Source organism: Agrobacterium sp. 22-221-1, assembly GCF_053522445.1.
This window is the reverse complement of sequence record NZ_JBNWCL010000001.1, coordinates 53,616-79,075: the sequence shown is the minus strand read 5'-3', so window position 1 is coordinate 79,075 and position 25,460 is coordinate 53,616. Positions and strand designations below refer to the sequence as shown.

The following is a 25,460-nucleotide window of genomic DNA, read 5'->3' as shown; positions in this document are numbered from 1 at the left end:
ACGATCACCTTGCTCCTTCGAGCGTTTCTGCTAAAAACTTGTAAAAATCACACTTTATCCCATGCAGCACTCACACGGGTTCCACTTCATGTCAGCCACCAAGCTTGCCATCGTCGGCGTCGGCAAAATCGTTCGCGACCAGCATCTTCCCGCCATTGCAGGCAATCCGGATTTTGAATTGATCTGCACCGCAAGCCGCCACGGTACCGTGGACGGCGTCGCTTCCTATGGCACCATCGAGGCCATGCTGGAGGCTGTGCCCGATATCGATGCGGTGTCGCTGTGCATGCCCCCGCAATATCGTTACGAAGCGGCTTACGCGGCGCTGAATGCCGGCAAACACGTTTTCCTCGAAAAGCCGCCGGGCGCCACCCTTTCGGAAGTGCAGGATCTCGTCCGGCTGGCGGATTCGAAGGGCCTTTCGCTGTTTGCAAGCTGGCATTCGCGTTATGCCCCGGCGGTCGAGGCTGCGAAGGCGTTCCTGGCCTCCACCAAAATCGACAGCGTGCATGTCATCTGGAAAGAGGATGTGCGCCACTGGCACCCGAACCAGGCCTGGATCTGGCAGGCGGGCGGTCTTGGCGTGTTCGACCCCGGCATCAACGCGCTTTCGATCATCACCCATATCCTGCCGCGCGCCCTGTTCCTGACCAAGGCGACGCTCGAATTTCCGGAAAACCGCGACGCCCCGATCGCCGCCGACCTGCATTTTTCCGATGTGACGAAAACGCCCGTCCATGCCGAATTCGACTGGCGCCAGACCGGAAAGCAGAGCTGGGATATCGTTGCCGAAACGGCGGCGGGACGGATGGTGCTTTCGGAAGGCGGCGCAAAACTCTCGATCAACGGCGAAGAAAAACTCTCCCAGCCGGAGCGGGAATATCCGGCCCTTTACGAGCGTTTCTCGGAAATCATCAAGGCAGGCCGCTCCGATGTCGACCTCGCGCCGCTGACCCACGTGGCCGACGCCTTCCTGCTCGGCCGCCACAAATTCGTGGATTCCTTCTACGACTGAGAAGCCGAAACGCTTTCCGAAGGACAATGCCTCAAAGGGCGCGGCTGACGAAACGGTCGCGCCCTGATTTTTTGGCCTGATACAGCGCTTCGTCGACGCTGCATAGCAGTGTTGCCCGGTCTGCACCCGCCTGCGGAGCAAGCGCGCCGCCGATGCTGAGGCGGGCGTCCACCTCCTGCCCGTCCACGTCAAAGGGGTTCCGGAAAGCGGCAAGAAGCCGGTCCGCCAACCCGTTCATGACATCGGGAGCGTGGGGCCGCGGTATAAAGATCGCGAATTCATCGCCGCCCATGCGCACGACGATGTCCTGCTTGCGGATTGCCTTGCGGATACGTCCGGCGGCGGCGGTCAGAACGCGGTCGCCGGCAGGATGGCCGAACGTGTCGTTGATGGTCTTGAAACCGTCCAGATCAAGATAGAGGACACCGAAGGCCTCGTTTGCACGCAGGGCCGCGCCGAGCTGGCCATCGACAATCGCCTCCAGCGCCTTGCGATTATAAAAACCGGTCAGCGGATCGGTCATCGCCGCATCACGCAATTCGCGTTCGGCCAGACTCATGGTGAAATTGGCTTTTTGAAGCCGCAGCAATGCAGCCGCCAGCAACGCGAAGTGTCTGAGATTGTCGATTTCGATGCGGGAAAAATTTCTCGGCACCGTATCGACCAGACAAAAGGCGCCAACAACAAGACCGGGCTCAAGTTCGATCGGCGCACCCGCATAGGAACGCAGCTCCGGCCCCCCTTTGACATAGGACATGAAGCGGAAATGCGGATGCTCGGTCAGATCGGAAATCACCACCACATCCTGCTTGGCGATGACGCGATTGCAGATCGACAGATCGCGCGGGCATTCCGACAGTTCCATTCCGGCCTGCTCGGCGATATGAAGCCAATCCTCATCGACAATATTGACCGCCGCACGCGCCACGCCAAAAACCCCCTGCCCCAGTTGCGACAGCACTTTTAGCTCCGGCATCGCGGCATTCTTGAAAGACATGATCGACCGCACCGCAACCAGACGCTCGGTTTCTCCCTCCGGTCGCGATATCGCCTGTCCCATACTCATGTCCTTCTGCTGTTGCGTTACAGGAAGCCGCCCGAGGCAGAGCAGGTCAAACCAGCCGCCTCGCTCGAAGCGGAAGCCATTCCGCTACGTTTCCTTCGGGCGCATAATGCAAAAACCGGCAATTGACGCCACGTGCGAATTTTTGCCGGTCTGTTTGCGTATGGAACCAATCGTGGGGACGCCCAATCGGCGGTGCGATCAGGCCTTCTTCTGCCAGCGGCCTTCAGGCGACTGCTGCCAGTAGGTCAGGGAATGCCCCTCTGTTTTCAGCCTTTTCCAGTGATTCCGCGCCATTTCGAGCTGGTAGGCATCGTATCCGTCGAACATGAACACGATACGTTCATAGGCTTCCACCGCCGGCGGCTCGGCACCATCGACGAGAAAGCGGACACTTGCCGCGTTGGCGTTCTCGTCGGACGCCGTCAGGAGAATCGGCTGATTTTGCGGTGCGGGCGAAGTATCGGTGGCGTGTGGCAGGAAACTGTCGTCACGAAAGGTCCACAGATGCGTGTCGAGGAAATCACGGCGCTCTTCGCCCACCGTCTGGATCGCGACTTTCCAGCCGCGTTCCAGCGATTTCTCGAGCAAGGGCGGCAACGCATCCTCCAGCTTCGATTCCGTCAGATGGTAAAACAGAATTTCAGTCATCCGCAGACGTGCCGCTCCGCTCGTTTCAATCTTCGTAATGGGCACGAACGAGTTCGTTCAGCAGCCTGACGCCGTAGCCCGATCCCCATGACTGGTTGATCTCGGTCAGCGGCGAACCCATGGCGGTGCCGGCGATATCGAGATGCGCCCAGGAGGTTTCACCCACGAAACGCTTGAGGAACTGCGCGGCCGTGACGGAACCCGCCAGACGGCCCGAGCTGTTCTTCATGTCGGCGAATTTGGAATCGATGATCTTGTCGTAATCCTTGCCGAGCGGCATGCGCCACAGTTTTTCGGCCGTCACATCGCCCGCCTGCGTGAGGCGCGCTGCAAGCTCGTCGTCATTGGAAAAAAGACCGGCCTGAAGATTGCCGAGCGCCACCGTGATCGCGCCCGTCAGCGTGGCGAGGTTCACCATGAATTTCGGGTTGAAGCGATCCTTGGTGTACCAGAGCGCATCGGCCAGAACCAGCCGGCCTTCGGCATCGGTATTGATGATCTCGATGGTCTGGCCGGACATGGAGGTGACGATATCGCCCGGACGCTGGGCATTGCCGTCAGGCATGTTTTCCACAAGGCCGATGACGCCGATCACATTCGCCTTGGCCTTGCGGGCGGCCAGCGCATGCATCAGGCCGGTCACGGCGGCGGCCCCGCCCATGTCGCCCTTCATATCCTCCATATTGAGGCCGGGCTTCAGCGAAATGCCGCCGGTATCGAAAACGACGCCCTTGCCGACGAAGGCAATCGGTTCATCCTTCTTGTTGCCGCCGTTCCACTGCATCACCGCAAGTCTGGGCGGACGCGCCGACCCCTGCGCCACACCGAGAAGCGCATTCATGCCGAGCTTCTTCAGCTCTTTCTCGCCGAGGACTTCCACCTCGACGCCGAGCTTGCGCAGCTCCTCCGCCCTCTCGGCAAATTCGACGGGACCGAGAGCGTTCGGCGGCAGGTTGACGAGATCGCGCGCCAGGGTAACACCGCCCGCAACGGCCTCGGAGACGGCAAAAGCCTTTTCCGCTTCCTGATGGGCGGCCGTGACGATGACGATCTCCACCTTCTTCGGCGTCTTCTCTTCGTCGGACTTTTTCTTGGTCTTGTAGGCATCGAAGCTATAGGCGCGCAGCAGCAGGCCAAGCGCGAAATCCGCAGCAGCCGGCGCACCGACCTCTACGCCCGGCGCATCGAGATAGATGACGACCTTATCCGCCTTCTTGAAACTGGCGGCGGCGGTGCCGCCGGCGCGCAGCCAGTCATGGGCGACCAGCTTCGAGGGCTTGCCGAGGCCGATGACGAGCAGCCGGTCGGCGGCGGAACCCTGCGGCGCGATCACGTCGAGCGTCGTCATGGACTTTGCGGAAAAGCCCGAAATCTTCGCCGCCCTTTCGATCACACCGCCCGGATCGGCCTCGGAGGCGCCGGCAACGGCCTGAGCCTCACCCGAGGCCTGCAGCACAACGGCGAGCGCGTTTTCAAGCGCGGCGGAATTGGCGAAAGAAATATCGAATTTGGCGGACATGTTTTCCTGCTCTTCTTCTACGACTTGCACGATGCGCATGATCATGGCCTTTTCGGCCCCGGGCGCAACCCCGCATTCTTTAAAGGCCTACAGTCGTTAAAGGAAAGGCATTTTTGTGGAATGCGAAATCGCGTCATGAAACCGACAGCTTGTTCCACAAAAAGACACAGGCGATGGAAAAATCATCGCGCAAAACATATTTGTGAGCACGCCGGAATAGCCAATTGCAAACGATGCGATTAGATAGGCGGAAATTCGGCGAGCGATCGCACGGAAAAACAATGTCGAACAGGGCCGTATGAAGCTTCTCGAGAACTATATCCTGCGGCGGACAACGCAGATGTTTCTGGTCGCGCTGTTGCCGGTGCTGGCCATCATCTGGACCATCCAGGTTCTCCAGAGAATCAATCTCGTCACCGATACCGGCCAGTCGATGGGTTCCTTCATGGCGCTCGCGACGATGATCCTGCCGACGCTGATCCCGGTCGTCCTGCCTTTCGCGCTGGTGATCGGCATCACCCAGATCTTCACGACGATGAACAACGATTCCGAGCTTGCCATCATCGATGCGGCGGGATCGCCCCGGTCGATCATGTATCGCCCGGTTCTCATTCTGGCCGCCATTCTGAGCGCGTTTTCCTTCACCATCACCAATTTCATCGAGCCGCCCGCCCGCAGCTCCGCCCGGCAGATGGTGGCCGCCGCCTATGCCGACCTTCTGTCCTCGGTGATCGAAGAAAAGACTTTCCGCACCATTCAGGACGGTCTTTACGTGCAGATCGCCCAGCGGCAGGGCCGCATCCTCAAGGGCCTGTTCGTCGCCGACCGCCGCGATCCGAATTTCGATCTCATCTATTATGCCAAGGAAGGCATGATCGATGAAAGCGGCACGTCGCTGACCATGCGCGACGGCGAAGTGCAGCAGAAGACGCCGGACGGCAAGGTCTCGATCGTCAAGTTCCTGTCCTATGCCTTCGACCTTTCGACCATGTCGGAAAAGCAGGATTCCGAGCCGTCGCTCTCTCCGGGCGATGCCAGCCTCGGTTTCCTTCTTTCGCCCGACGAGAACAATGCGAGCTACAAGCGCTCGCCGGAAGCCTTCCGCAGCGAGCTGCACAAGCGCCTGTCGGACTGGATGTTCGCCTTCTCCTTCGCGCTGATTTCGCTGGTCATCGCCGCCGATGCCCGTTCTCACCGCGAAGCGCGCCTGCATCCGATGGTGGCCGCACTGGTGACGGCCTTCATGCTGCGGTGGCTTGGTTTTTACGTCACCAATCAGATCAAGCAGAGCGCGGCTTTCATTCCGCTGGTCTATGCCGTTCCGGGCCTCAGCGGCGGCGCCGCCGCCTTCATTCTGCTGACCGGCCGCAAGCCGAAAATGCCGAAAATCATCGCCGATGCGATGGGTCGTCTGCGCCGTCTCTTCTCCAGCCGGATGGCGAAAAGCTCTGGGAGCGGCAACGCATGATTTTCAACACGCTCTCCCGGTATTTCCTGAAGCGATATCTGATCACCGCCATCTGGTTCGTGCTCGGCGTATCCTCGATCATTTACCTTGCCGACTTCAGCGAAACGGCACGGCGCATGTCCGGCCTGCCCGGCTATTCCGTTCCGGCCGCCCTTGGCCTGACGGCGCTTCGTCTGCCGCTGATCCTGCAGCAGACCGTGCCCTTCATCGCGCTTTTCGTCGGCATGACGACGCTGATCTCGCTCAACCGGCGTTACGAACTGGTGGTGACGCGCGCCGCCGGCATTTCCGCCTGGCAGTTCATCCTTCCCTTCGTGCTCGGCGCGGTTTTCATCGGCATCCTGTCGGTCACCATCCTGAACCCCATCGCGGCATGGGGCCAGAACAAGTCGCTGGCGATGGAAGCCGGCCTGCGCAACGAAGCGGGCGGCGGTCGCCAGCAGGAGATCATTCCGTGGATGCGCCAGGCAAGCGGCGGCCAGGATACGATCATCGGCGCCAAGAGCTTCGAGGACAATGGAACGCTGCTTCTCGACGTGGTTCTGATCGACATCGACAAGGACGGAAACATCGTCTCGCGTAAGGATGCGAAGTCGGCTAAATTGGAAGATGGTTACTGGCTTCTTAACGGCGTTTCGGAAACCCGCGCCGGGCATGTGCCAGTTCGGCAAGAAAGCACGCGGATCAGTACCAATCTGAGACGGGAATTCGTCCAGGAGCGCATGACGCAGACGGAAACCGTTGCTTTCTTTGACCTTTCTCACAAGATCGAAGTTGCAAAGTCCTTTGGACTATCTTCGAAGGCGCTTGAGACGCAGTATCATTTCCTGCTATCGACGCCCCTGCTTCTGGTTGCGATGACCTTGATCGCCGCGACCGTTTCATTAAAGTTCAGCCGCTTCGCCCAATCGCGCTCCGTGATTCTGGGTGGAATCGTTTCCGGCTTCGTGCTTTATGTAGTAACCGTGCTCGTAAGGGCATTCGGGAGTGGTGGCGTTGTCCCTCCCACCGTCGCGGTCTGGGTTCCAGTCATCGTGGCGTTGGCTTTGGGGGCAACCATTCTGCTTCATCAGGAGGACGGCTAGTGGCGGTATATGACCGCGGGAATATCAGGCGGCTTTGGACGGCCCTTCTGACAGGTGCCGCTGTGTGCGCGTATTTGGCATCCAGCCCGGTCGCTTTCGGCCAGGATGGTTTGCTTGCGTCGGCAAGCCAAGACGATTCGAAACTCCTGCTTACAGCAAATGAACTGACCTATAATCGCGATTCCCAGCGCGTGATCGCGAAGGGCGTGGTTCGCATGAAATATTCGGGCTACCGCATGGTGGCCCAGCAAGTGGAATATAACCAGCAGACCGGCCGTGTGATCGCCCATGGCAATATCGAGCTGATCGAGCCGGGCGGCAACAAGATCTATGCCGACGAGATGGACGTGACCGACGATTTCGGTCAGGGCTTCGTCAATGCGCTGCGCGTCGAGACCACGGACAATACCCGTATCGCCGGTGAAAGCGCCGAGCGCCTCGAAGGCGACCTGATGGTGCTCAACAACGGTGTCTACACCGCGTGTCTGCCCTGCGCCGAGCGGCCCGAAAAGGCGCCGCTGTGGCAGGTCAAGGCCGAGCGCGTCGTTCAGGACGGCAAGACCCATACGGTGCGCTTGGAAAAGGCCCGCCTGCAGCTTTTCGGCCATTCGATCGCCTATCTGCCGTTCCTTACGGTTCCGGACAATACGGTGAAGCGTAAATCCGGCTTCCTGTTCCCGCAGATGAGCATTACCGACAATCTCGGTTTCGGTATCGGTGTCCCCTATTTCCACGTCCTGTCCGACACCTCGGACGTGACCGTCACGCCGACCTATTACACGACGCAGGGTCTGCTGCTGCAGGCGGAATTGCGCCAGCGCTTCGAAACCGGCATGCACACGGTCACGATCGCGGGCATCAGCCAGCAGAAATCCGAAACCTTCACGGCCGGTACCAGCGACGCCCTCAACGACAATCGCGGCATGATCGCAAGTAAGGGTGATTTCTCGATCAACCCGCGCTGGGCTTTCGGCTGGGATGCCATGGTGCAGACCGACAATAACTTTTCGCGCACCTATGGGCTGAAGGGTTATAAAAACGACGTTCAGACCAACCAGATCTATCTGACCGGTGCGAGTGAGCGTAACAGCTTCGAAGCCCGCGGTTATTATTTCAACGTTCAGGATACGGACAACACCGAAACCAAGGAACGCAAACAGGCGATCGTTCATCCGGTCGTCGACTACCGTTATTTCGTGCCGGATCCGGTTTATGGCGGCGAACTTTCGCTGACCACCAACCTGACGAGCATCACGCGCCTGAAGCAGGATGCTTACGCGCTCGGCGGTTATCCGCGTTTCAGCGGGCTTGAGGGCGACTATACGCGCCTTTCCACCGAAGCCGAGTGGAAGCGCACCTTCACGATGGATAGCGGCCTGCAGATCACGCCGATATTCGCCGCGCGCGGTGACGCGCTCTGGACGGACATGTCTCCTGCGGCCTTCACCTCGGGCGGGACCTCCTATGCCTATGAGGGCATGATGCATGACGGCGCGGCTTTCCGCGGCATGGTCACCGGTGGCCTGGAAGTGCGTTATCCCTGGCTGTTCACCGCGCTCAACAGCAGCCATGTGATCGAGCCCATTGCACAGATTTTCGTGCGCCCGAACGAACAATATGCCGGCCGCCTTCCGAACGAGGATGCACAGGCATTCGTCTTCGACGCGACCAATCTGTTCGAACGCGACAAATTCTCCGGTTACGACCGGATCGAAGGCGGCACGCGCGCCAATATCGGCTTCCGTTATAACGGTACGTTCGACAACGGCTACGGCGTTCGCGCCATTGCCGGCCAGTCCTTCCATCTGGCGGGCGAGAATTCCTTCGCCTCCTACGATCTCGTCAATGCAGGCGCCAATTCGGGCCTCGAATCCGACCGTTCGGATTACGTCGCCATGGCCGCTTTCGATGCGCCGATCGGACTTTCGCTGTCGTCGAGCCTGCGTCTCGACAAGGACGATTTCGACATCAACCGCTCGGAAACGGGCATCAGCTATTCGGACCGTCGCCTTACCGGCAAGCTCAGCTATACGCAGGTCAAGGCACAGCCGAAATACGGCTATAACGAAGACCGCGATATCATCCAGGCGTCCGGTTCGCTGCGCATGGACGACAATTGGTCGCTGTTCGGTTCGATCAATTACGATCTGAACGGGAAGTTTGCCGCCGAACGCCGCATCGGCATTGCCTATCAGGATGAGTGCACGATCCTGACGGTCAGCTATTCCGACGAAGGCAATATCAATTCCAGCCGCCAGGCCGCCAATGACTGGTCGATCAATGCCCGTCTGGCCTTCCGTACGCTCGGCGATGTCAGTGTCGGCTCAGCCAATGAGGACTGGAGCGACATGGATATCGGCTGGAAGCCAAACAACTACTGAGTTTAGAGGCAGGTTACGCAGCATCGTGACCTGCCTTTTTACCATTTGGCCAGTAAAGCCACGGTTTCGCCGCAACAACACGCCAATGTCGGCCGCGCATGGAACCTATCGGGTTTTCTTTCAACAAACCGACACATTGCCGTCTTGCGGATCGCGATGATATATACGTGGCAAATTCGCGGTGCGGATGCACAGTTGCAGGTCTGAAAAGCGGGAGAGTTCAATATTCCCCTCATCAGGCAGAACAGATTGGCGGGACAGGGCAACAGGACCCTGCCCGACGAAAGGGAGAAGGATATGATGAATTTCGGAAAGACGGCTTTGCGTGGCGCTGCTTTCGCCTTTGCGATATTCGCCGTTCCCATGGCTGTTGTGCCCTATGCCGGCCAGGCCTTCGCCGATAGCACCGTCAAGATCGTCGTCAACAAGACACCCATCACCAATGACGATATTGCCAAGCGCGTCGCCTTCCTCAAGCTGCAGCGCCAGTCCGGTAATCTCAATGAAAAGGCGCGCGAGCAGCTTGTCGATGAAGCACTGAAGCGCGAGGAAATCGGCCGCGTTAAGATGTCGGTCAGCACCGACGATGTCGATGCGGCCTTCGCACGCTTTGCCGGCAACAACAAGATGACCCCGCAGCAATTGACGAAGGTGCTTGCGCAGGCGGGTGTCGGAGCCGACCATTTCAAGGCCTTCATCGCCGTTCAGATGAGCTGGCCGCGCCTCGTCAACGCCCGTTATGGCGCACGCGGCAAGATGTCGACGCAGGATCTCGTTACCCGACTGAAGGAACGCGGCGACAAGCCCGTCACCACGGAATATTTCCTGCAGCAGGTCATCTTCGTCATCCCGGAATCGAAACGCAACGCCATTACCGGCAAGCGCAAGGCCGAGGCTGAAGCCTCGCGCAAGCGTTATCCCGGCTGCGACCAGGCCATGAGCTTCGCCGCAACCATGCGCGACGTGGCGATCAAGGACCTTGGCCGCATTCTGGCGCCAGAGCTGCCGGAAGACTGGAAGGCGCTGGTGGAGAAGACCAAGGAAGGCGGCACCACCGGCACCCGCGTCACCGAAAAGGGCGTCGAATATCTGGCCATCTGCAAGCAGCGCCAGGTTTCCGACGACTATGCGGCGGAAATGGTGTTCAAGTCCGAAGACCTGATGAAGGCCAAGGACGGCGAAAACCCGAACGAAAAGAAATATATGGATGAGCTGCGCAAGAAGGCGCAGATCGTCAACACCTGATATTGATACGAGAGCCGGGTCTTTCCGTGACATATGCATCCCTGCCGCTTGCCCTGACACAGGGAGATCCAGCCGGTATCGGCCCCGACATCGCCATCACCACCTGGGCTAAGCGCCGGGAGAACGGCGTGCCGCCCTTCATCTTCATCGGCGACCCCGATGTGGTGGCGAGCCGTGCGGCGCTGATCGGCGTGCCGGTCAATATCGAGACCTGCGATGCGGAAAGCGCCGTCGGCCTGTTCGAACACGCCTTCCCCATCCTCTCCCTTCCCGTCGGCTTCGAAGTGCAGGCCGGTCAGCCGCATGTCGGAGCCGCACACGCGACGATCAAGGCCATCGAGACGGCCGTTTCGTTGACGGTCGAGGGCAAGGCTGCGGCCGTCGTCACCAATCCGATCGCGAAATCGGTGCTTTATGAGGCGGGTTTCGGCTTCCCCGGTCATACGGAATTTCTCGCCGATCTCGCCCTGCGCCAGACCGGCGAGCAAGTCATCCCGGTGATGATGATTGCCGGCCCCAAGGTCCGTGTCGTCCCGGTGACGATCCATATCCCCGTGAAAGACGTGCCGGCCGCTCTCACCGAAGAGCTGATCGTCACGACCTGCCGGATCATCGATGCCGATCTCCGGCATAAATTCGGCATCGAGGCGCCGCGTCTGGCGGTTGCCGGCCTCAACCCGCACGCAGGTGAAGATGGCGCACTCGGCACCGAGGATCGCGATATCGTTCACCCGGCGACCATGCGGTTGCGGAAGGACGGGATCGATGCTTTCGGCCCCCTGCCCGCCGACACCATGTTCCACGATGCCGCCCGCAAGCGTTATGACGTGGCAGTGTGCATGTATCACGATCAGGCGCTCATTCCGGCCAAGGCGCTCGGCTTCGACGATTCCGTCAATGTCACGCTCGGCCTGCCCTTCATCCGCACCTCACCCGACCATGGCACCGCCTTCGGCATTGCCGGCCAGGGCATAGCCAATGAGGCGAGCCTCGTGGCGGCGCTGAAGATGGCGGCGGACATTTCCCTCCGCAGCCGGGCCAACGCATAATGGCGGCCATCGACGGACTACCGCCGCTGCGCGATGTCATCCAGCGCCACGGGCTCGACGCGAAGAAATCGCTCGGCCAGAACTTCCTGTTCGACCTCAACCTTACCCAGAAGATCGCAAGGACAGCAGGACCGCTAGACGGCGTGACGGTGATAGAGGTCGGCCCCGGTCCCGGCGGCCTCACCCGCGCCATTCTTTCGCTCGGGGCAAAAAAGATCATCGCCGTCGAACGCGACAGCCGCTGCCTGCCGGCGCTGGCGGAAATCGAAGCGCATTATCCCGGACGGCTCGAAGTCATCGAGGGCGACGCCCTCAAGACCGATTTCGAGGCTCTGGTTCCCGTCGGCGAGCCGGTGCGGATCATCGCCAACCTGCCCTACAATGTCGGCACGCAATTGCTGGTCAACTGGCTGCTGCCGAAACAATGGCCACCCTTCTGGCTCTCCATGACGCTGATGTTCCAGAAGGAAGTCGGCCAGCGCATCGTGGCCGAAGAAGGCGACAACCATTATGGCCGGCTGGGCGTTCTCGCCGGCTGGCGCACGGTCGCCGAAATGGCCTTCGACGTTCCGCCACAGGCCTTCAGCCCGCCGCCGAAAGTAACCTCCACCGTCGTGCACCTGCTGCCGAAGGACAAGCCGCTACCCTGCGATGTCGCCAAGCTTGAAAAGGTGACGGAAGCCGCCTTCGGCCAACGCCGCAAGATGCTGCGCCAGAGCGTGAAAAGCCTTGGCGGCGAAACGCTGCTGGAAAGAGCGGGGATCGATCCCACACGGCGAGCGGAGACGCTGTCGGTGGAGGAATTCGTCACTTTGGCGAACGCGCTGGGATAAATGCGAAGCTCTGAGCCTATACCCAGTTTTCGGCTCGCAAGCCCGGCATACGAATGAATTCGCGCATATTATTGGTTACGACGATCAGCCCCTCGCTACGGGCGTGACCACCAATCTGCATATCATGAACGCCGCATGGCGTTCCAGCCTTGGCAAGTTCGGCCCTGATCTGTCCGTAATGTGCGGCGCCTTTGTCGGCGAAAGGCAGAACGTCCAAACGCGCAGTAAAATTTTCAATGGCGTTGATGTTTTCCTGGCGCCGGATGGATTTTTCAGCACCATAATAAAGCTCGCCAAGTGTGATGCTCGAAATACACAGTTGATCTGCCAGAGCGTTGAATTTCTCCCGCAGCTCCGGAGGATAAGTCTTCATCACATAGATACATATATTGGTATCGAGCATATATGTAAGCATCAGAAGGGCTCGCGCTCATCCAATGCAGGCTCTTCGCGAACGGAAAGAAAATCATCCGTTGCACGTGGGCCGGTCAGAAAGAGATCGTCCCAGCGCTTTCCTTGCGGCACTATAACACGCGCGAGACCGATTTTCAGAACATCGACCTTATGCACGTCATCAGGAAAAGCCACGGCCTTCGGTAGCCTTACAGCTTGACTGCGATTGCTTATAAAAACCGTTGACGTAGCCATTGTCAGAGCCTCGTATATCCTGCCGGGATATACATAACGCCTAACCGCTTCGATTTCAAGATTTTGGGGCCGGTAGCCAGACGCTACCTTCCATCAAAGCTTCGGCTCTTCCTCGAGCAACGCCCGCACGAAATCGAACATGCCGTGGCGGCGGTCGCGGCGGACGCGTTCGGCCTTCACGATGGCTTCGACGGCTTCGAAGGCGGCCTGCAGGTCGTCATTGAGGATGACGTAGTCATAGTCGCGCCAGTGCTCGATTTCGGCACGGGAATTGAGGAGCCGGGTCTTGATGACCTCTTCGGTGTCTTCGGCGCGGCGATGCAGACGCGATTGAAGTTCGGTCATGGTCGGCGGCAGGATGAAGATCGAAACGACGTCCGCCTTCATCTTGTCCTGAAGCTGCTCGGCGCCCTGCCAGTCGATATCGAACAGCATGTCGCGGCCGGCAGCCATGGCATCTTCCACCGGCCCACGCGGGGTGCCGTAAAAATTGCCGTGAACTTCAGCCCATTCCAGCAGCGCATCGCTATCCCGCAGGCGCTCGAAGTCCCGCTTGGAAATGAAATGGTAGTGAATGCCGTCAATCTCGCTCTGGCGGCGCGGACGCGTCGTGACGCTGACGGACAGGCCGATATTCTTGTCCTTGTCGAGCAGATTGCGCGCAATCGTGGATTTGCCCGCGCCGGATGGCGAAGAAATCACCAGCATCAACCCTCTGCGGGCAATCGTGACGGGAGAATTATTCACCGGGACCATGGGGTCTACTCCAGATTTTGGACCTGCTCGCGGAACTGGTCGATCACCACTTTCAGCTCTATGCCTGCTGCGGTTACCGCACTGGCGTTCGATTTGGAACAGATTGTATTCGACTCGCGGTTAAATTCCTGTGCAAGAAAATCGAGCTTGCGTCCTACCGGCCCGCCATTGGCCAAAAGCTCCCGCGACGCCTGAACATGGGCGTGCAGCCGGTCGATCTCTTCGCGCAGATCCGCCTTGGTGGCGAGTAGCGCCGCCTCGGCATGCAGCCGGTCACGGTCGAGACCATGCAAGCCGTCGCCAATGAGGGCGATCTGCTGGGCGAGCCGTGCCGCAATCTGTTCCGGCTGGCGGGAAGGATCGTTTTCAATGATGTCCGCGAGTTGCTCGATCCGGTTGATATGACCGGACAGGATCGCAAACAGCGACGCCCCTTCCCGCTCGCGCATATCCTTCAGCTTCTCGACGGCGGCGGCGAAGCCGGCAAGCACATCGCCGTTGCGCGCGGCCTGCGCCTCCGCGTCATCTTCCGCCTCGCGAAAATCGACGAGCCCGCGCAGTGTGAGCAGCGTGTCGAAGCTCAGCGGCTTGTCTTCCACGACATCGCCAAGCTCCTTCTTCAGCGCCAGAACCGCCGCCAGAGCATCGCGGTTAATCACCGCCTCCAGCCGGTTTTCCGCAATCGCCAGCGTCAGACCCGCCTGGATATTACCGCGGGAAAGATGCTCGCCTGCGATTTCGCGCAGGGCCGTTTCCAGCGCTTCAAGACCGGTCGGCAGACGCAGGCGCACATCGAGCCCCTTGCCATTTACTGAACGCAATTCCCACGCCCAGCGGTAACGGCCGGAGGTTCCTTCGCTGCGTGCGAAGCCGGTCATCGATTGCAATGTCATATCTGGAAGCCCCCCGTCATGCTGTGCAAAACCGGGCCCGTGCAGATCGCAGGGCCCGGTCAGAATTATCAATTGTTGGCCGGCTTTTCCGCCTCGGCCCCGCCCGGCTGACCATCCACGACAACATCGGGATTGGCGCCGGAGGCCGCCTTTTCGGCCTCTATCTTGCGCCAGCGGCGCACATTGGCGTTATGCTCTTCAAGCGTTTTCGCAAACACATGGCCGCCGGTGCCATCGGCAACGAAATAAAGGTCATCCGTGCGCCATGGATTGGCCACGGCCTCAAGCGCCGCCCGGCCCGGATTGGCGATGGGCGACGGCGGCAGGCCCTTGATGACATAGGTGTTGAACGGCGTCTGCTTCTGCAGGTCCGACTGGTAGATCGGGCGGTCCGACGGTTTGCCGTCGCCACCGAACAGGCCATAGATGATCGTCGGGTCGGATTGCAGGCGCATACCCTTCTTCAGACGGTTGTAGAACACGGAAGCGACATGGGCGCGCTCATCATCCTTGCCGGTTTCCTTCTCGACAATCGAGGCAAGCGTCACGAATTCTTCGACGGTCTTGATCGGCAGGTCGGGATCGCGCCGTTCCCAGATCATGTCGATCAGCTTGTCCTGCGCCGCACTCATCTGGTTGATGATTTCTTCGCGCTTGGTGCCGCGGGTAAAGCGGTAGGTATCGGGGCGCAGACTGCCTTCCGGCGGCAGGGCCGAAGGCAATTCGCCGTCCAGCACTTCATCCGCTCCAAGGCGCGCGAACATCTGCTTCACGGTCAGACCTTCCGGCAGCGACACCGAATAAAGGATCGACTTGCCGGACTCCAGCAGCATCATGATGTCCTTCATCGATGCGCCGGCCTTGATCTCATATTCGCCGGCCTTCAGCGTCTGGTCCTTCTGCAGGTAGCTGCCGGTCATCAGGCGGAAGACACGGGCGTTGGAGATGACCTCGTTACGCTCGAGATTATTGGCGATCTCAATGATGCCGGCGCCGTTGCGCACCGTGAAATGTGTGTTCGTCTGGAGCGGACCGGGCTCCTGGAACGCATCGATCATGTAATAGAAAGCGGCAATGGCCAGCACACAGACGGCAACCGCGAGCGTCATCAGAAAATTCAGAAAGATCACAAGCTGGCCGTGGGCCTTGCGGGAGCGCTTGGGCGGAGCCGGCACTTTCTCCGGCCGCAGGGCTTCCGTCGGGGATTTCGGAATGATCGGGCCGCGATTGCCTTCGCCCGCGCCGTTTTGTCCGTATGGTCCCTGGCTGTTCTGGTTCGTGTCGCTCACCGTCGGTCCTTTTCAGTTCGGCGTTGTCAGCGCTTTTTGCGCAGGTAATGCGGCAAAAACAGGTTCGGAATGTCTTCCTGCACCACATAGAGATATCGTGAAGCCTTGCTATTCCGCTTCACGAACATCGTTTCGGACAAAGCCGATGGAGGAAGCAGCCTGCGGCCGGAAATCACCCCGAACCGGCAAACGCTTCCCATAAACGACTACAATATCGGCGCGAAAACCGGAATGGCTTTCGCAAGCCGCAATGCGTTCTTCAAAGGAAAGAACGTCCTTTGTCAGCACCCGGTGGGAGGGCGCCAGCGGCGGCAGAGCCGCCGCCGCAATTATGCTTCGTAACGACGCAGCACGAGGGAGGCGTTGGTGCCGCCGAAGCCGAAGGAGTTCGAGAGCGCCACATCGACCTGCCGCTTGCGTGCCTTGTGCGGCACGAGATCGATCTTCGTCTCCACATCGGGATTGTCGAGGTTCAGCGTCGGCGGAACGATGTTGTCGCGGATCGCAAGCGTCGCGAAGATCGCCTCGATAGCGCCCGCCGCGCCGAGAAGATGGCCGGTGGCCGACTTGGTGGAAGACATGGAAATCTTCGAAGCCGATTCGCCGACAAGCCGCTCGACCGCGCCAAGCTCGATCGTATCGGCCATGGTCGAGGTGCCATGGGCGTTGATGTAGTCGATATCGTCAGGCGTGAGACCTGCACGCTTCAGCGCCATCGACATGCAGCGATAGGCGCCTTCACCGTCCTCGGACGGTGCGGTGATGTGATAGGCATCGCCCGAAAGGCCGTAACCGACGACTTCCGCATAAATCTTCGCACCGCGCGCCTTGGCATGTTCCAGCTCTTCCAGAACGACGATGCCCGCACCTTCGCCCATGACGAAACCGTCGCGGTCGCGGTCATAGGGGCGCGAGGCCTTTTCCGGATTGTCATTGTGCTGGGTGGAGAGCGCCTTGCAGGCGGCGAAGCCGGCAAGCGCGATGCGGCAGACCGGCGATTCGGCGCCACCGGCGACCATGACGTCGGCATCGCCGAGCGCGATCAGACGGGCGGCGTCGCCAATGGCGTGCGCGCCGGTCGAGCAGGCCGTCACCACGGCATGGTTCGGTCCGCGCAGCTTGTGGCGGATGGAAACCTGGCCGGAGACGAGGTTGATCAGGCGGCCGGGAATGAAGAATGGAGAAATGCGCCGCGGGCCCTTGTCGCGCAGCGTATAGCCCGCCTCGACAATGCCCTCAAGGCCGCCGATGCCGGAGCCGATCAGAACGCCGGTGGCGATCTGGTCCTCGTCCGTTTCCGGATGCCAGTCCGCGTCGGCAAGCGCCATGTCGGCGGCAGCCATGCCGTACAGGATGAAAGGATCGATCTTGCGCTGTTCCTTGGGTTCCATCCAGTCATCGGCATTGAAGGTGCCGTTGGAACCATCGCCCACGGGAATACGGCAGGCGATCTTTGCCGGAAGGTCTTCGACTTCGAATTCAGTCACGAGACGGGCGCCGTTCTGGCCGGCCAGCAGCCGCTCCCAGGTCACTTCCGTCCCACATCCAAGAGGAGATACCATGCCGGTACCGGTGATAACGACACGCCTCATCGCCAATGCTCCGCCCTTATCCAAATCATCGGTCTTCATGCAACGCCGGACATCAGGAGATGTTCATCGGATGCTGCAGTATTTCAAATCTCAGCATGACGGTTGTGGGCGCCGTTTCCGGCCCGTGACCCCATGCATTGCCCGGAACACGCACCGTCAGGGGCATGTTACCGTCTGCCTATAAAACATTGGCCCGGACGAGCCGGGCCAAGGACGGGAGGATATTGCACCTCCCCCATCAAGGTCGATCAGGCCTGGGCCTTCTCGATGAACTTTACGGCGTCGCCGACGGTCAGGATCGAGTCAGCTGCGTCGTCGGGGATTTCAACGCCGAATTCTTCTTCGAAAGCCATGACCAGTTCAACGGTATCGAGCGAATCAGCGCCCAGATCGTCAATGAAGCTGGCGCCTTCAACAACCTTGTCGGCGTCAACGCCAAGATGATCAATTACAATTTTCTTTACGCGTTCTGCGATATCGCTCATGTCGGTTTCCTCGACCTTTATTTTGAAGGGAATGCCTTGCGGCACCCTGCCCTGTTAGAAGCCCTCATGCGCCGTTCAAATCCGGCACTGCTGGCAAACCCGTTCAACCCGGTCCAAGCTAGACATCGTCACGCAAAATCGCAACGGCTTCCTGTCTCTCCGGGACGACTGTTCACAGTCTTGGCCCGCTTAACATGGTTTCAATCGGTCGAAAAGCCTGAAAACGCGCTAAGCACAGCGAATGACAGGCAATTTCGCCGAAAACCAGTCGGCGGGGCCTTGCGGCGCCAGCTACCCAAGAGGGTGCTTAAACAGCGCCGCAATCCTTTTCATGACGGCCTTAAGTGCCGTCAGATCATCGCCATGCCGCCGTTGACGTGCAGGGTCTGGCCGGTCATGTAGCCCGCCTCGTTGGAGGCGAGGTAAAGAACGGCCGATGCGACCTCAGCACCGGTTCCCATGCGCTTCATGGGAATGGCGCCCATGATGGCGTCTTTCTGCTTGTCGTTCAGCTTGCCGGTCATGGCGCTTTCGATGAAGCCCGGCGCCACGCAGTTGACGGTGACGTTGCGCGTGGCGATTTCCTGGGCCAGCGACTTCGAAAAACCGATCATGCCTGCCTTGGAAGCGCAATAGTTGGCCTGGCCGGGATTACCGGTAACGCCGACGATGGAGGTGATGTTGATGATGCGGCCGAAACGGCGGCGCATCATCGGATGCGTCAGTTCGCGCGTCAGGCGGAACATCGCCGTCAGGTTCACTTCGATGACATTGTCCCAGTCCTCGTCGCTCATGCGTACGAAGAGGCCGTCCTTGGTGATGCCGGCATTGTTGACGAGGATATCGACGCCTTCCAGCTCGGCTTCGGCCTTTTCGCCGAGCGCCTTCACCTCGGCGCGGTCGGCAAGGTTAGCCGGGAAAATCTTGACGCGCTCGCCAAGTTCCGCCGCCAGCGCTTCGAGCTTTTCAACGCGCGTGCCGTGCAGGCCGACGGTTGCGCCCTGGCTGTGCAGAAGGCGGGCGATTTCTTCGCCGATGCCGCCGGTCGCGCCGGTTACGAGAGCCTTGCGGCCTGTCAGATCAAACATGTCCTATTCCTTCTTTAGAGCTTCGGACTGAAAATGTTCAGCGCAGTTGCGCCCGATGAATGCGGCAGCCGGAGTATCCGTCTCAGCCGATGAGGGTGGCAAGAAGCTGGTCGATATCGGCAGCGCCGTTGACGGCAACGCCGTTCACCGTCTTGTCGATGCGGCGGGCAAGGCCCGTCAGCACCTTGCCGGAGCCGATCTCATACAGCTGCGTGACATTGTTGGCGGCGAACCATTCCACCGTCTCGCGCCAGCGCACCTGACCCGTCACCTGCTCGACCAGCAGGGCGGCGATCTCATCGGCATCGGAAACGGGGGCGGCGCGCACATTGGCGATAACCGGCACGACCGGGTTGTGCTTTTCGACGGCCGCCAGCGCCTCGCGCATGGCTTCCGCCGCCGGCGCCATCAGCGCGGAGTGGAAGGGGGCGGAAACCGGCAGCATGATGGCGCGCTTGGCGCCCTTTTCGGAAGCGATCGCCGCAGCCTTTTCGACGGCGGCCTTGCCGCCGGAGATGACGAGCTGACCGCCGCCATTGTCGTTGGCGATCTGGCAGACGCCGAGAATGGCCGCCTCTTCGCAGATTGCCGAAACGGCGTCATGCTCAAGCCCGATGATCGCCGCCATGGCGCCCTCGCCCACCGGCACGGCGGCCTGCATGGCGTTGCCGCGGATGCGCAGAAGACGGGCGGTATCGGCAACCGAGAAGGTGCCGGCGGCACAGAGCGCCGAATATTCGCCGAGCGAGTGGCCCGCGACATAAGAAACCGTATCGGACAGTTTGAAACCGCGCGCTTCGAGAACCCGCATGACCGCCATGGACACCGCCATGAGGGCCGGCTGGGCGTTGGCGGTCAGCGTCAGCGTCTCTTCCGGGCCGTTCCACATAATATCGGAAAGCTTCTGGTCGAGCGCCTCGTCGACTTCCTGAAACACGGCGCGCGCTTCCGGATAGGTATCCGCCAGCTCCTTGCCCATGCCGACGGCCTGGCTTCCCTGTCCGGGAAATGTGAATGCAATACCCATGGGATGTCGTCCTTCTTGTCTGGCCTTGCCTTTATTCTTTCGGACTTCCATTCACATTCCCGCCAGCGAAGTCAAGGCTTGAAGCCCCATGGCAGGCCCATGTCAGGGGTTTTGCCGTCCTGTTTTCCCCTTTCTTTTCATCATATTTTTTCTTGCACTGCGGCAATTCCCCATTACTTTCACACCACCTTCCAAACTATCTGGCCAAGCACCGGGACATTTCCATGAAACAGAGACTATTGGGCCGCACGGATATCTCCGTGTCTGAAATCTGCCTCGGCACGATGACGTGGGGCACGCAGAACACCGAAGCCGACGCGCATGCGCAGATGGATTACGCCGTCGAAAACGGCGTCAATTTCTTCGATACGGCAGAACTCTACCCCACCACCCCCGTTTCCGCCGAGACCCAGGGCCGAACGGAAGATTATATCGGCACATGGTTCGAAAAGACCGGCAAGCGCGATCAGGTCGTGCTCGCCACCAAGGTCGCCGGTTCGGGACGCGATTATATTCGCGGCGGCCGCGATATCGACGCCGCCGCCATCCGCGAGGCGGTGGATACCAGCCTCAAGCGCCTGAAGACGGATTATATCGACCTCTACCAGATTCACTGGCCGAACCGCGGCACCTATCATTTCCGCGGCGTCTGGAGCTTCGATGCTTCCGGTCAGGAAAAGCAGCGCACGCTCGCCGAAATCACCGAAAAGCTCGAAACGCTCGGCGAACTGGTGAAGGCCGGCAAGATCCGCGCCATCGGCCTTTCCAACGAAAGCGCCTGGGGCACGCAGAAATATATCGACATCGCCGAGGCCAACGGCCTGCCGCGCGTCGCCACGATCCAGAACGAATATAACCTGCTCTATCGCAGCTTCGATCTCGATATGGCGGAAGTCGCCCATCACGAGGATGTCGGCCTGCTCGCCTATTCGCCGCTGGCGGCGGGTCTGCTCACCGGTAAATACCAGAACGGCGCGCGCCCGGCGGGATCGCGCGGCACCATCAACAGAGACCTTGGCGGCCGCCTGCAGCCGCTCCAGGAAGCGCCGGTCAAGGCCTATCTGGAGCTTGCCGCAAAGCATGGAATCGATCCGGCAAAGCTCGCCATCGCCTTCTGCCTGACACGTCCCTTCATGGCCTCGGCCATCATCGGCGCGACGACGATCGAACAGTTGAAGGTGGATATTGCGGCTGCGGATGTGACGTTGTCGGAAGAGGTACTAAAAGCGATTGCGGCGATCCATCGCCAATATCCGATGGCGATCTGACGGCTTTACAGCGCGCTTTTTCACCGCTTGCCCTTGCATTCCGGGCAAAATTGCGTATAAGCGCGCTGTTCACAACACCCGGTCCAATTGGCTGGTGGCTGAACGGAGGGCTGGTTCCGGTAACGGAACAGCAGGAACCATAAGGTTTTTCCGGCCTCCCGTGTCTCCGCTCTCGACCGTCTCGAACAACGCTTTTCTTGCTTCAAGGCCTTACCGCCTTACCCAAGAGCAGTCGTTGAGGCTTAGCGCCGTTGCCGGGTGAAGGACGAAACGCAAGAAAGGCAAAGCTTAAATGGCTCTTTACGAACACATCTTCCTTGCCCGGCAGGATATTTCTGCCCAGCAGGTCGACGCACTTGTCGAGCAGTACAAGGGCGTTATCGAATCGTTCGGCGGCAAAGTCGGACGCATCGAGAACTGGGGTCTGAAGTCCCTCACCTACCGCATCAAGAAGAACCGCAAGGCTCACTACGCTCTCATGGACATCGACGCTCCGGCGGCCGCCATCCATGAAGTCGAGCGCCAGATGCGCATCAACGAAGACGTTCTTCGCTACATGACCATCGCCGTCGAAGCCCACGAAGAAGGCCCGTCCGCGATGATGCAGAAGCGCGACCGTGACGACCGTCCGCGCCGCGATGGCGACCGTCCGGACCGTGGCCCGCGTGAAGATCGTGGCCCGCGCGCACCGCGCGAAGGTGGCTTCGGCGACCGCGAAGACCGTCCGCGCCGTCCGCGCGAAGACCGTGCATAAGAAGGAGTTTTGACCAATGGCTGACGCATCCTCTTCCCAGGCACGCCGCCCGTTCCACCGCCGTCGCAAGACGTGCCCCTTCTCCGGCGCAAACGCTCCGAAGATCGACTACAAGGACGTACGTCTCCTGCAGCGCTACATTTCCGAGCGCGGCAAGATCGTTCCGTCCCGCATCACGGCCGTTTCCCAGAAGAAGCAGCGCGAACTCGCCCAGGCGATCAAGCGCGCCCGCTTCCTCGGCCTGCTGCCTTACGTCGTAGCGTAATGAATTGAAGCGAGGCTGCGTCTTGGCGCGGCCTCGCTTTTTCCTCCCGAAGCTACTGCCTTCTAAGCAGTAGGTTGAAGGTTTCCAAATCCTTCCGCGTTGGGCGCGGATCGATACCATAAAACCCATGTTGGGGATGAGGCTCCAGGGAGCGATCCTCTAACTGCTTTCGTTTCAGCAGGACAGCGAAGTGCAAAAGTTGAACCAGACAGTGCTGATCACCGGCGTTCTCGCCGGCATATGCGCCGCGTTTTTGACGCTTGGCGCAACGGCACAGTCGTCCTTTTCCTTCCTGCTCTATGCCGGTTCCGCCATGCCGATCCTGATCGCAGGCATGGGCTGGGGCAATCGCGCCGCCATCGTCGCTATCATCACCACGGCCATCATCGGCGCTCTCGTCATGTCGCCGCTGTTTGCGCTGACCATCGCGATCTTCACGCTGATCCCGGCGGGCTGGCTTTCGCATCTCGCCAATCTGGCGCGCCCGGCTTCCGAACTCGGCGGCCCGGACGATCTTCTCGCCTGGTATCCGCTCTCCGGCATCGTCCTGCACCTGTGCATTCTGGTCTCCATCGCCGTCGTCATTCTCGGCTGGATGATCGGTTATGGTCCCGATCTCGTCGCCCGCATGGTCGATATCATGATGACCTCGGTGCAGAACCGTGAGCCGCTGTTCGAACCCAATGCCGAGGCGCTCGCCCAGACGAAATCGCTGCTGGTGCTGATGCTGCCGATCGTCCAGGGCGGCCTGTGGGTCATCCTGCTGTTTGCGGCCTATTATTTCGCGACCCGGCTGGTCGGCTCCTTCGGCAAGGGCCTTCGCCCGCGTGAGGATATCGCTTCCGCGCTGCGCATGCACCGCAACGCCATCTTCATTTTTCTGGCCGGTATCGTCGCCATGTTCCTCGGCGGCGTCGCGGCCATGGTCGGCGCGGTCATCTGCGGCACCTTCGGCGCGGGCTTCCTGATGGCGGGTTACGCCTCGTTGCACAAACGCGCCCGCGGCAAGGACTGGCGGCTGCCGGTTCTTATCCTCGCTTATCTCTCGGCGGTCTTTGTCTTTCCGCTGTTCATCATTCTCGTGTTCGGCCTGAGCGACGTGCGCAGCACGATCTCTCTTACTCCGACGCGGAAAACCGACAATACGAACGAAACCAAACCATAGAAAGGATCAAGAAGATGGACGTCATTCTTCTCGAACGCATCAACAAGCTCGGCCAGATGGGCGAAACCGTAAAGGTTCGCGACGGCTACGCCCGTAACTTCCTGCTGCCGCAGGGCAAGGCGCTGCGCGCCAACGCTGCCAACAAGGCACGTTTCGAAACCGAGCGCGCAACGCTCGAAGCCCGTAACCTCGAGCGCAAGTCGGAAGCCCAGAAGGTTGCCGAGGCTCTGGAAGGCAAGTCCTTCATCGTCGTCCGTTCGGCTGGCGAAACCGGCCAGCTCTACGGCTCTGTCGCCGCTCGCGACGTCGTTGAAATCCTCGGCGCAGAAGGCTTCAACATCGGCCGTAACCAGGTTGAACTGAACACGCCGATCAAGACCATCGGCCTGCACAACGTTACCCTTCACCTGCATGCCGAAGTCGAGCTTCAGGTTGAGCTGAACGTTGCCCGTTCGGCTGAAGAAGCTGAGCGTCAGGCCAAGGGCGAAAGCCTCACCTCCGCTGACGCCATCTACGGCGTTGACGAAGACGCGCTGCGTCCGGAAGACTTCTTCGATCCGGAAGCTGATCGCGACGGCGACGACGAATAAGATTTGGCTTAACGGTCAAAGGAAAACCCCGGATGGAGACATCCGGGTTTTTTTTTGTTGGGTTGAATTCGCGGAGGAATACCCCCCTCTGCCCTGCCGGGCATCTCCCCCTCAAGGGGGGAGATCGAATCGTGGCTACCGTTCGGCCATCTCAACGTTGCGATTATGGCGATGTAGGCCCGCCTTGCCGATCTCCCCCCTTGAGGGGGAGATGTCCGGCAGGACAGAGGGGGGTGCCTCTCGGCAAACTCCACGCCCGACTACTTCTCCGCCGTCTCCGCCCCCTCCGGCGCCACGCTTTTGTCCACATGCACCACCACCGACATGCCGGGCGACAGATCCGCGGCAAGCGGCTGATCGGCATCGATGGCGATACGCACGCCGAGGCGCTGGGCGATCTTCACGAAATTGCCCGTCGCATTGTCCGGCTTGATGACGGCGAATTCCGAGCCGGTGGCGGGCGAGAACCGTTCCACATGGCCGGTAAGCTTGCGGCGATGCAGCGCATCCACGGCGATCGTCACCGGCTGGCCGACCTGCATGCCCGCAAGCTGGGTTTCCTTGAAATTGGCGATGACCCAAACGTCATGCGGCACCACGGCCATCAGTTGCGTTCCGGCGGTGACATATTGGCCGGTGCGGACGCCGACTTCGCCGAGCCTGCCATCCACGGGCGCGTGGATTTCGGTATTGGCAAGGTCGATCCGGGCAAGCTCGACGGCCGCTTCAGCATTGGCGACGGCCGCCTGCAGCGAGCTGCGGTTGACGATGATGGTTTGCAGATCCTGCCGCGAAACTTCAAGCGCCGCCTTGGCCTGCGAGAGCGACGCCCGCGCCTTTTCGAGCGCGGCATGGGCCTCTTCCTGAAGGCTGGAGGTTCCCGCACCGCTCTTGATAAGGTTATCCTGACGGTCGGATGCGAGCTGCGCCTGTTTCAGCGAGGCCTGCGCGCTGTCGACCGCCGCCTGGCTGGAAAGAATATTGGCATTGGCCGCATTTTCCTGCTGGCGAGAATTATCGAGCGCCGCCTTCTGCGTATCGAGCGTCGCTTCCGCCTGCGCCTGCTTCTGGCGGTAGATGCGGTCGTCGATCTTCGCCAGCAGCGCGCCCTGCTTGACCTCCTGATAATCCTTCACCGGCACGTCCACGACATAGCCGCTTACCTGCGGGCTCATCGTCGTGACATAACCACGCACGAAGGCGTTGTCGGTCATTTCGACGGTGGAAAGGAACGGCGGCAGCCGCCAGGCGTAAAGCACCAGCGCCACGCCGGCGAGACCGCCGAGCAGCACGAGAATGGAAACGGGGGTAAAAAACTTCTTCAGCATTTT

The 25,460-nt window shown here is 60.2% G+C and carries 25 protein-coding genes and 1 tRNA gene; 13 read left to right on the top strand and 13 right to left on the bottom strand.

The window, feature by feature from the left end; all coding sequences use genetic code 11:
- Positions 1 to 88: 88 nt before the first annotated feature.
- A complete protein-coding gene (locus ACQZ5N_RS00395; protein WP_003520747.1) occupies positions 89 to 1,015 on the top strand; it encodes a Gfo/Idh/MocA family protein in 927 nt (308 codons plus the stop codon).
- Positions 1,016 to 1,046: 31 nt separating this feature from the next.
- Here ACQZ5N_RS00395 and ACQZ5N_RS00390 read toward each other — a convergent pair whose 3' ends face one another.
- From ACQZ5N_RS00390 to ACQZ5N_RS00380, 3 genes are all read right to left on the bottom strand, one after another.
- A complete protein-coding gene (locus tag ACQZ5N_RS00390; RefSeq protein WP_448732094.1) occupies positions 1,047 to 2,075 on the bottom strand; it encodes a sensor domain-containing diguanylate cyclase in 1,029 nt (342 codons plus the stop codon).
- 204 nt (positions 2,076 to 2,279) lie between these two features.
- A complete protein-coding gene (locus ACQZ5N_RS00385; protein WP_003520745.1) occupies positions 2,280 to 2,729 on the bottom strand; it encodes a DNA polymerase III subunit chi in 450 nt (149 codons plus the stop codon).
- A gap of 25 nt (positions 2,730 to 2,754) precedes the next feature.
- A complete protein-coding gene (locus ACQZ5N_RS00380) occupies positions 2,755 to 4,248 on the bottom strand; it encodes a leucyl aminopeptidase (RefSeq protein WP_448732093.1) in 1,494 nt (497 codons plus the stop codon).
- Positions 4,249 to 4,546: 298 nt separating this feature from the next.
- On the opposite strand from ACQZ5N_RS00380, the gene ACQZ5N_RS00375 reads away from it, so the two are divergent.
- The 6 genes from ACQZ5N_RS00375 to rsmA all read left to right on the top strand — a co-directional run bounded on the left by ACQZ5N_RS00375 (position 4,547) and on the right by rsmA (position 12,309).
- Positions 4,547 to 5,716 (top strand): LptF/LptG family permease, encoded by a 1,170-nt coding sequence (locus ACQZ5N_RS00375; protein ID WP_035263025.1) that lies wholly within the window; start codon positions 4,547 to 4,549, stop codon positions 5,714 to 5,716.
- Entirely contained in the window at positions 5,713 to 6,801 is a 1,089-nt protein-coding gene (lptG, locus tag ACQZ5N_RS00370; protein ID WP_035263022.1) for an LPS export ABC transporter permease LptG, read from the top strand. The genes ACQZ5N_RS00375 and lptG overlap by 4 nt, the downstream gene beginning before the upstream one ends.
- The gene (locus ACQZ5N_RS00365) at positions 6,801 to 9,182 is read left to right on the top strand and encodes an LPS-assembly protein LptD (protein ID WP_059752428.1); all 2,382 of its coding nucleotides are present in this window, start codon (positions 6,801 to 6,803) and stop codon (positions 9,180 to 9,182) included. Before lptG ends, ACQZ5N_RS00365 begins: the two co-directional genes overlap by 1 nt.
- Positions 9,183 to 9,479: 297 nt before the next feature.
- A complete protein-coding gene (locus ACQZ5N_RS00360; RefSeq protein WP_003520739.1) occupies positions 9,480 to 10,427 on the top strand; it encodes a SurA N-terminal domain-containing protein in 948 nt (315 codons plus the stop codon).
- 26 nt (positions 10,428 to 10,453) lie between these two features.
- Positions 10,454 to 11,476, top strand: coding sequence for a 4-hydroxythreonine-4-phosphate dehydrogenase PdxA (gene pdxA, locus ACQZ5N_RS00355; RefSeq protein WP_448731771.1), 1,023 nt, complete (start codon positions 10,454 to 10,456; stop codon positions 11,474 to 11,476).
- Positions 11,476 to 12,309, top strand: coding sequence for a 16S rRNA (adenine(1518)-N(6)/adenine(1519)-N(6))-dimethyltransferase RsmA (gene rsmA, locus ACQZ5N_RS00350; RefSeq protein WP_448731770.1), 834 nt, complete (start codon positions 11,476 to 11,478; stop codon positions 12,307 to 12,309). The genes pdxA and rsmA overlap by 1 nt, the downstream gene beginning before the upstream one ends.
- Positions 12,310 to 12,325: 16 nt before the next feature.
- Here rsmA and vapC read toward each other — a convergent pair whose 3' ends face one another.
- The 9 genes from vapC to fabD form a co-directional block, all read right to left on the bottom strand.
- Positions 12,326 to 12,724: a type II toxin-antitoxin system tRNA(fMet)-specific endonuclease VapC gene (gene vapC, locus ACQZ5N_RS00345; protein ID WP_448731769.1), complete on the bottom strand. Its 399-nt coding sequence runs from the start codon at positions 12,722 to 12,724 to the stop codon at positions 12,326 to 12,328.
- Positions 12,724 to 12,957: a type II toxin-antitoxin system VapB family antitoxin gene (vapB, locus tag ACQZ5N_RS00340; RefSeq protein WP_031233980.1), complete on the bottom strand. Its 234-nt coding sequence runs from the start codon at positions 12,955 to 12,957 to the stop codon at positions 12,724 to 12,726. Before vapB ends, vapC begins: the two co-directional genes overlap by 1 nt.
- A gap of 93 nt (positions 12,958 to 13,050) precedes the next feature.
- Positions 13,051 to 13,713: a guanylate kinase gene (gmk, locus tag ACQZ5N_RS00335; protein WP_003502089.1), complete on the bottom strand. Its 663-nt coding sequence runs from the start codon at positions 13,711 to 13,713 to the stop codon at positions 13,051 to 13,053.
- Between the two features lie 5 nt (positions 13,714 to 13,718).
- Positions 13,719 to 14,606 (bottom strand): YicC/YloC family endoribonuclease, encoded by an 888-nt coding sequence (locus tag ACQZ5N_RS00330; RefSeq protein ID WP_125145877.1) that lies wholly within the window; start codon positions 14,604 to 14,606, stop codon positions 13,719 to 13,721.
- A gap of 68 nt (positions 14,607 to 14,674) precedes the next feature.
- A complete protein-coding gene (mltG, locus tag ACQZ5N_RS00325; protein ID WP_020810689.1) occupies positions 14,675 to 15,895 on the bottom strand; it encodes an endolytic transglycosylase MltG in 1,221 nt (406 codons plus the stop codon).
- 329 nt (positions 15,896 to 16,224) lie between these two features.
- Positions 16,225 to 17,487: a beta-ketoacyl-ACP synthase II gene (gene fabF, locus ACQZ5N_RS00320; RefSeq protein WP_003520727.1), complete on the bottom strand. Its 1,263-nt coding sequence runs from the start codon at positions 17,485 to 17,487 to the stop codon at positions 16,225 to 16,227.
- Between the two features lie 248 nt (positions 17,488 to 17,735).
- Entirely contained in the window at positions 17,736 to 17,972 is a 237-nt protein-coding gene (locus ACQZ5N_RS00315) for an acyl carrier protein (RefSeq protein WP_003502080.1), read from the bottom strand.
- 350 nt (positions 17,973 to 18,322) lie between these two features.
- The gene (gene fabG, locus ACQZ5N_RS00310) at positions 18,323 to 19,060 is read right to left on the bottom strand and encodes a 3-oxoacyl-[acyl-carrier-protein] reductase (RefSeq protein ID WP_003520726.1); all 738 of its coding nucleotides are present in this window, start codon (positions 19,058 to 19,060) and stop codon (positions 18,323 to 18,325) included.
- 82 nt (positions 19,061 to 19,142) lie between these two features.
- Positions 19,143 to 20,087 carry an ACP S-malonyltransferase gene (gene fabD / locus ACQZ5N_RS00305; RefSeq protein ID WP_020811982.1) on the bottom strand — a complete coding sequence of 315 codons (945 nt, stop codon included), beginning with the start codon at positions 20,085 to 20,087 and terminating at the stop codon, positions 19,143 to 19,145.
- A gap of 224 nt (positions 20,088 to 20,311) precedes the next feature.
- Here fabD and ACQZ5N_RS00300 point away from each other — a divergent pair, with 224 nt between their 5' ends.
- The 6 genes from ACQZ5N_RS00300 (at position 20,312) to rplI (ending at position 24,129) form a co-directional block, all read left to right on the top strand.
- Complete coding sequence (locus ACQZ5N_RS00300; protein ID WP_448731768.1) at positions 20,312 to 21,355, top strand: aldo/keto reductase; 1,044 nt, start codon at positions 20,312 to 20,314, stop codon at positions 21,353 to 21,355.
- 292 nt (positions 21,356 to 21,647) lie between these two features.
- Positions 21,648 to 22,109 (top strand): 30S ribosomal protein S6, encoded by a 462-nt coding sequence (gene rpsF / locus ACQZ5N_RS00295; RefSeq protein ID WP_003520723.1) that lies wholly within the window; start codon positions 21,648 to 21,650, stop codon positions 22,107 to 22,109.
- 16 nt (positions 22,110 to 22,125) lie between these two features.
- Positions 22,126 to 22,374: a 30S ribosomal protein S18 gene (rpsR, locus tag ACQZ5N_RS00290; RefSeq protein WP_003502063.1), complete on the top strand. Its 249-nt coding sequence runs from the start codon at positions 22,126 to 22,128 to the stop codon at positions 22,372 to 22,374.
- Between the two features lie 10 nt (positions 22,375 to 22,384).
- A tRNA-Arg gene (locus tag ACQZ5N_RS00285) sits at positions 22,385 to 22,477 on the top strand.
- Between the two features lie 87 nt (positions 22,478 to 22,564).
- Complete coding sequence (locus tag ACQZ5N_RS00280; protein ID WP_080852341.1) at positions 22,565 to 23,539, top strand: DUF2232 domain-containing protein; 975 nt, start codon at positions 22,565 to 22,567, stop codon at positions 23,537 to 23,539.
- A gap of 14 nt (positions 23,540 to 23,553) precedes the next feature.
- Positions 23,554 to 24,129 carry a 50S ribosomal protein L9 gene (rplI, locus tag ACQZ5N_RS00275; protein ID WP_003520720.1) on the top strand — a complete coding sequence of 192 codons (576 nt, stop codon included), beginning with the start codon at positions 23,554 to 23,556 and terminating at the stop codon, positions 24,127 to 24,129.
- A 260-nt stretch (positions 24,130 to 24,389) separates the two neighbouring features.
- Here rplI and ACQZ5N_RS00270 read toward each other — a convergent pair whose 3' ends face one another.
- Positions 24,390 to 25,457: an HlyD family secretion protein gene (locus ACQZ5N_RS00270; protein WP_059762576.1), complete on the bottom strand. Its 1,068-nt coding sequence runs from the start codon at positions 25,455 to 25,457 to the stop codon at positions 24,390 to 24,392.
- Positions 25,458 to 25,460 lie beyond the last annotated feature (3 nt).

What these genes read in the sequence shown, in the direction of transcription:
- ACQZ5N_RS00395 (WP_003520747.1), top strand. Translation starts at nt 89, where the DNA reads ATGTCAGCCACCAAGCTTGCCATCGTCGGCGTCGGCAAAATCGTTCGC.
- ACQZ5N_RS00390 (WP_448732094.1), bottom strand. Translation starts at nt 2,075, where the DNA reads ATGGGACAGGCGATATCGCGACCGGAGGGAGAAACCGAGCGTCTGGTT.
- ACQZ5N_RS00385 (WP_003520745.1), bottom strand. Translation starts at nt 2,729, where the DNA reads ATGACTGAAATTCTGTTTTACCATCTGACGGAATCGAAGCTGGAGGAT.
- ACQZ5N_RS00380 (WP_448732093.1), bottom strand. Translation starts at nt 4,248, where the DNA reads ATGTCCGCCAAATTCGATATTTCTTTCGCCAATTCCGCCGCGCTTGAA.
- ACQZ5N_RS00375 (WP_035263025.1), top strand. Translation starts at nt 4,547, where the DNA reads ATGAAGCTTCTCGAGAACTATATCCTGCGGCGGACAACGCAGATGTTT.
- lptG (WP_035263022.1), top strand. Translation starts at nt 5,713, where the DNA reads ATGATTTTCAACACGCTCTCCCGGTATTTCCTGAAGCGATATCTGATC.
- ACQZ5N_RS00360 (WP_003520739.1), top strand. Translation starts at nt 9,480, where the DNA reads ATGATGAATTTCGGAAAGACGGCTTTGCGTGGCGCTGCTTTCGCCTTT.
- rsmA (WP_448731770.1), top strand. Translation starts at nt 11,476, where the DNA reads ATGGCGGCCATCGACGGACTACCGCCGCTGCGCGATGTCATCCAGCGC.
- vapC (WP_448731769.1), bottom strand. Translation starts at nt 12,724, where the DNA reads ATGCTTACATATATGCTCGATACCAATATATGTATCTATGTGATGAAG.
- vapB (WP_031233980.1), bottom strand. Translation starts at nt 12,957, where the DNA reads ATGGCTACGTCAACGGTTTTTATAAGCAATCGCAGTCAAGCTGTAAGG.
- gmk (WP_003502089.1), bottom strand. Translation starts at nt 13,713, where the DNA reads ATGGTCCCGGTGAATAATTCTCCCGTCACGATTGCCCGCAGAGGGTTG.
- ACQZ5N_RS00330 (WP_125145877.1), bottom strand. Translation starts at nt 14,606, where the DNA reads ATGACATTGCAATCGATGACCGGCTTCGCACGCAGCGAAGGAACCTCC.
- fabF (WP_003520727.1), bottom strand. Translation starts at nt 17,487, where the DNA reads ATGAGGCGTGTCGTTATCACCGGTACCGGCATGGTATCTCCTCTTGGA.
- ACQZ5N_RS00315 (WP_003502080.1), bottom strand. Translation starts at nt 17,972, where the DNA reads ATGAGCGATATCGCAGAACGCGTAAAGAAAATTGTAATTGATCATCTT.
- fabG (WP_003520726.1), bottom strand. Translation starts at nt 19,060, where the DNA reads ATGTTTGATCTGACAGGCCGCAAGGCTCTCGTAACCGGCGCGACCGGC.
- fabD (WP_020811982.1), bottom strand. Translation starts at nt 20,087, where the DNA reads ATGGGTATTGCATTCACATTTCCCGGACAGGGAAGCCAGGCCGTCGGC.
- ACQZ5N_RS00300 (WP_448731768.1), top strand. Translation starts at nt 20,312, where the DNA reads ATGAAACAGAGACTATTGGGCCGCACGGATATCTCCGTGTCTGAAATC.
- rpsF (WP_003520723.1), top strand. Translation starts at nt 21,648, where the DNA reads ATGGCTCTTTACGAACACATCTTCCTTGCCCGGCAGGATATTTCTGCC.
- rpsR (WP_003502063.1), top strand. Translation starts at nt 22,126, where the DNA reads ATGGCTGACGCATCCTCTTCCCAGGCACGCCGCCCGTTCCACCGCCGT.
- rplI (WP_003520720.1), top strand. Translation starts at nt 23,554, where the DNA reads ATGGACGTCATTCTTCTCGAACGCATCAACAAGCTCGGCCAGATGGGC.
- ACQZ5N_RS00270 (WP_059762576.1), bottom strand. Translation starts at nt 25,457, where the DNA reads ATGCTGAAGAAGTTTTTTACCCCCGTTTCCATTCTCGTGCTGCTCGGC.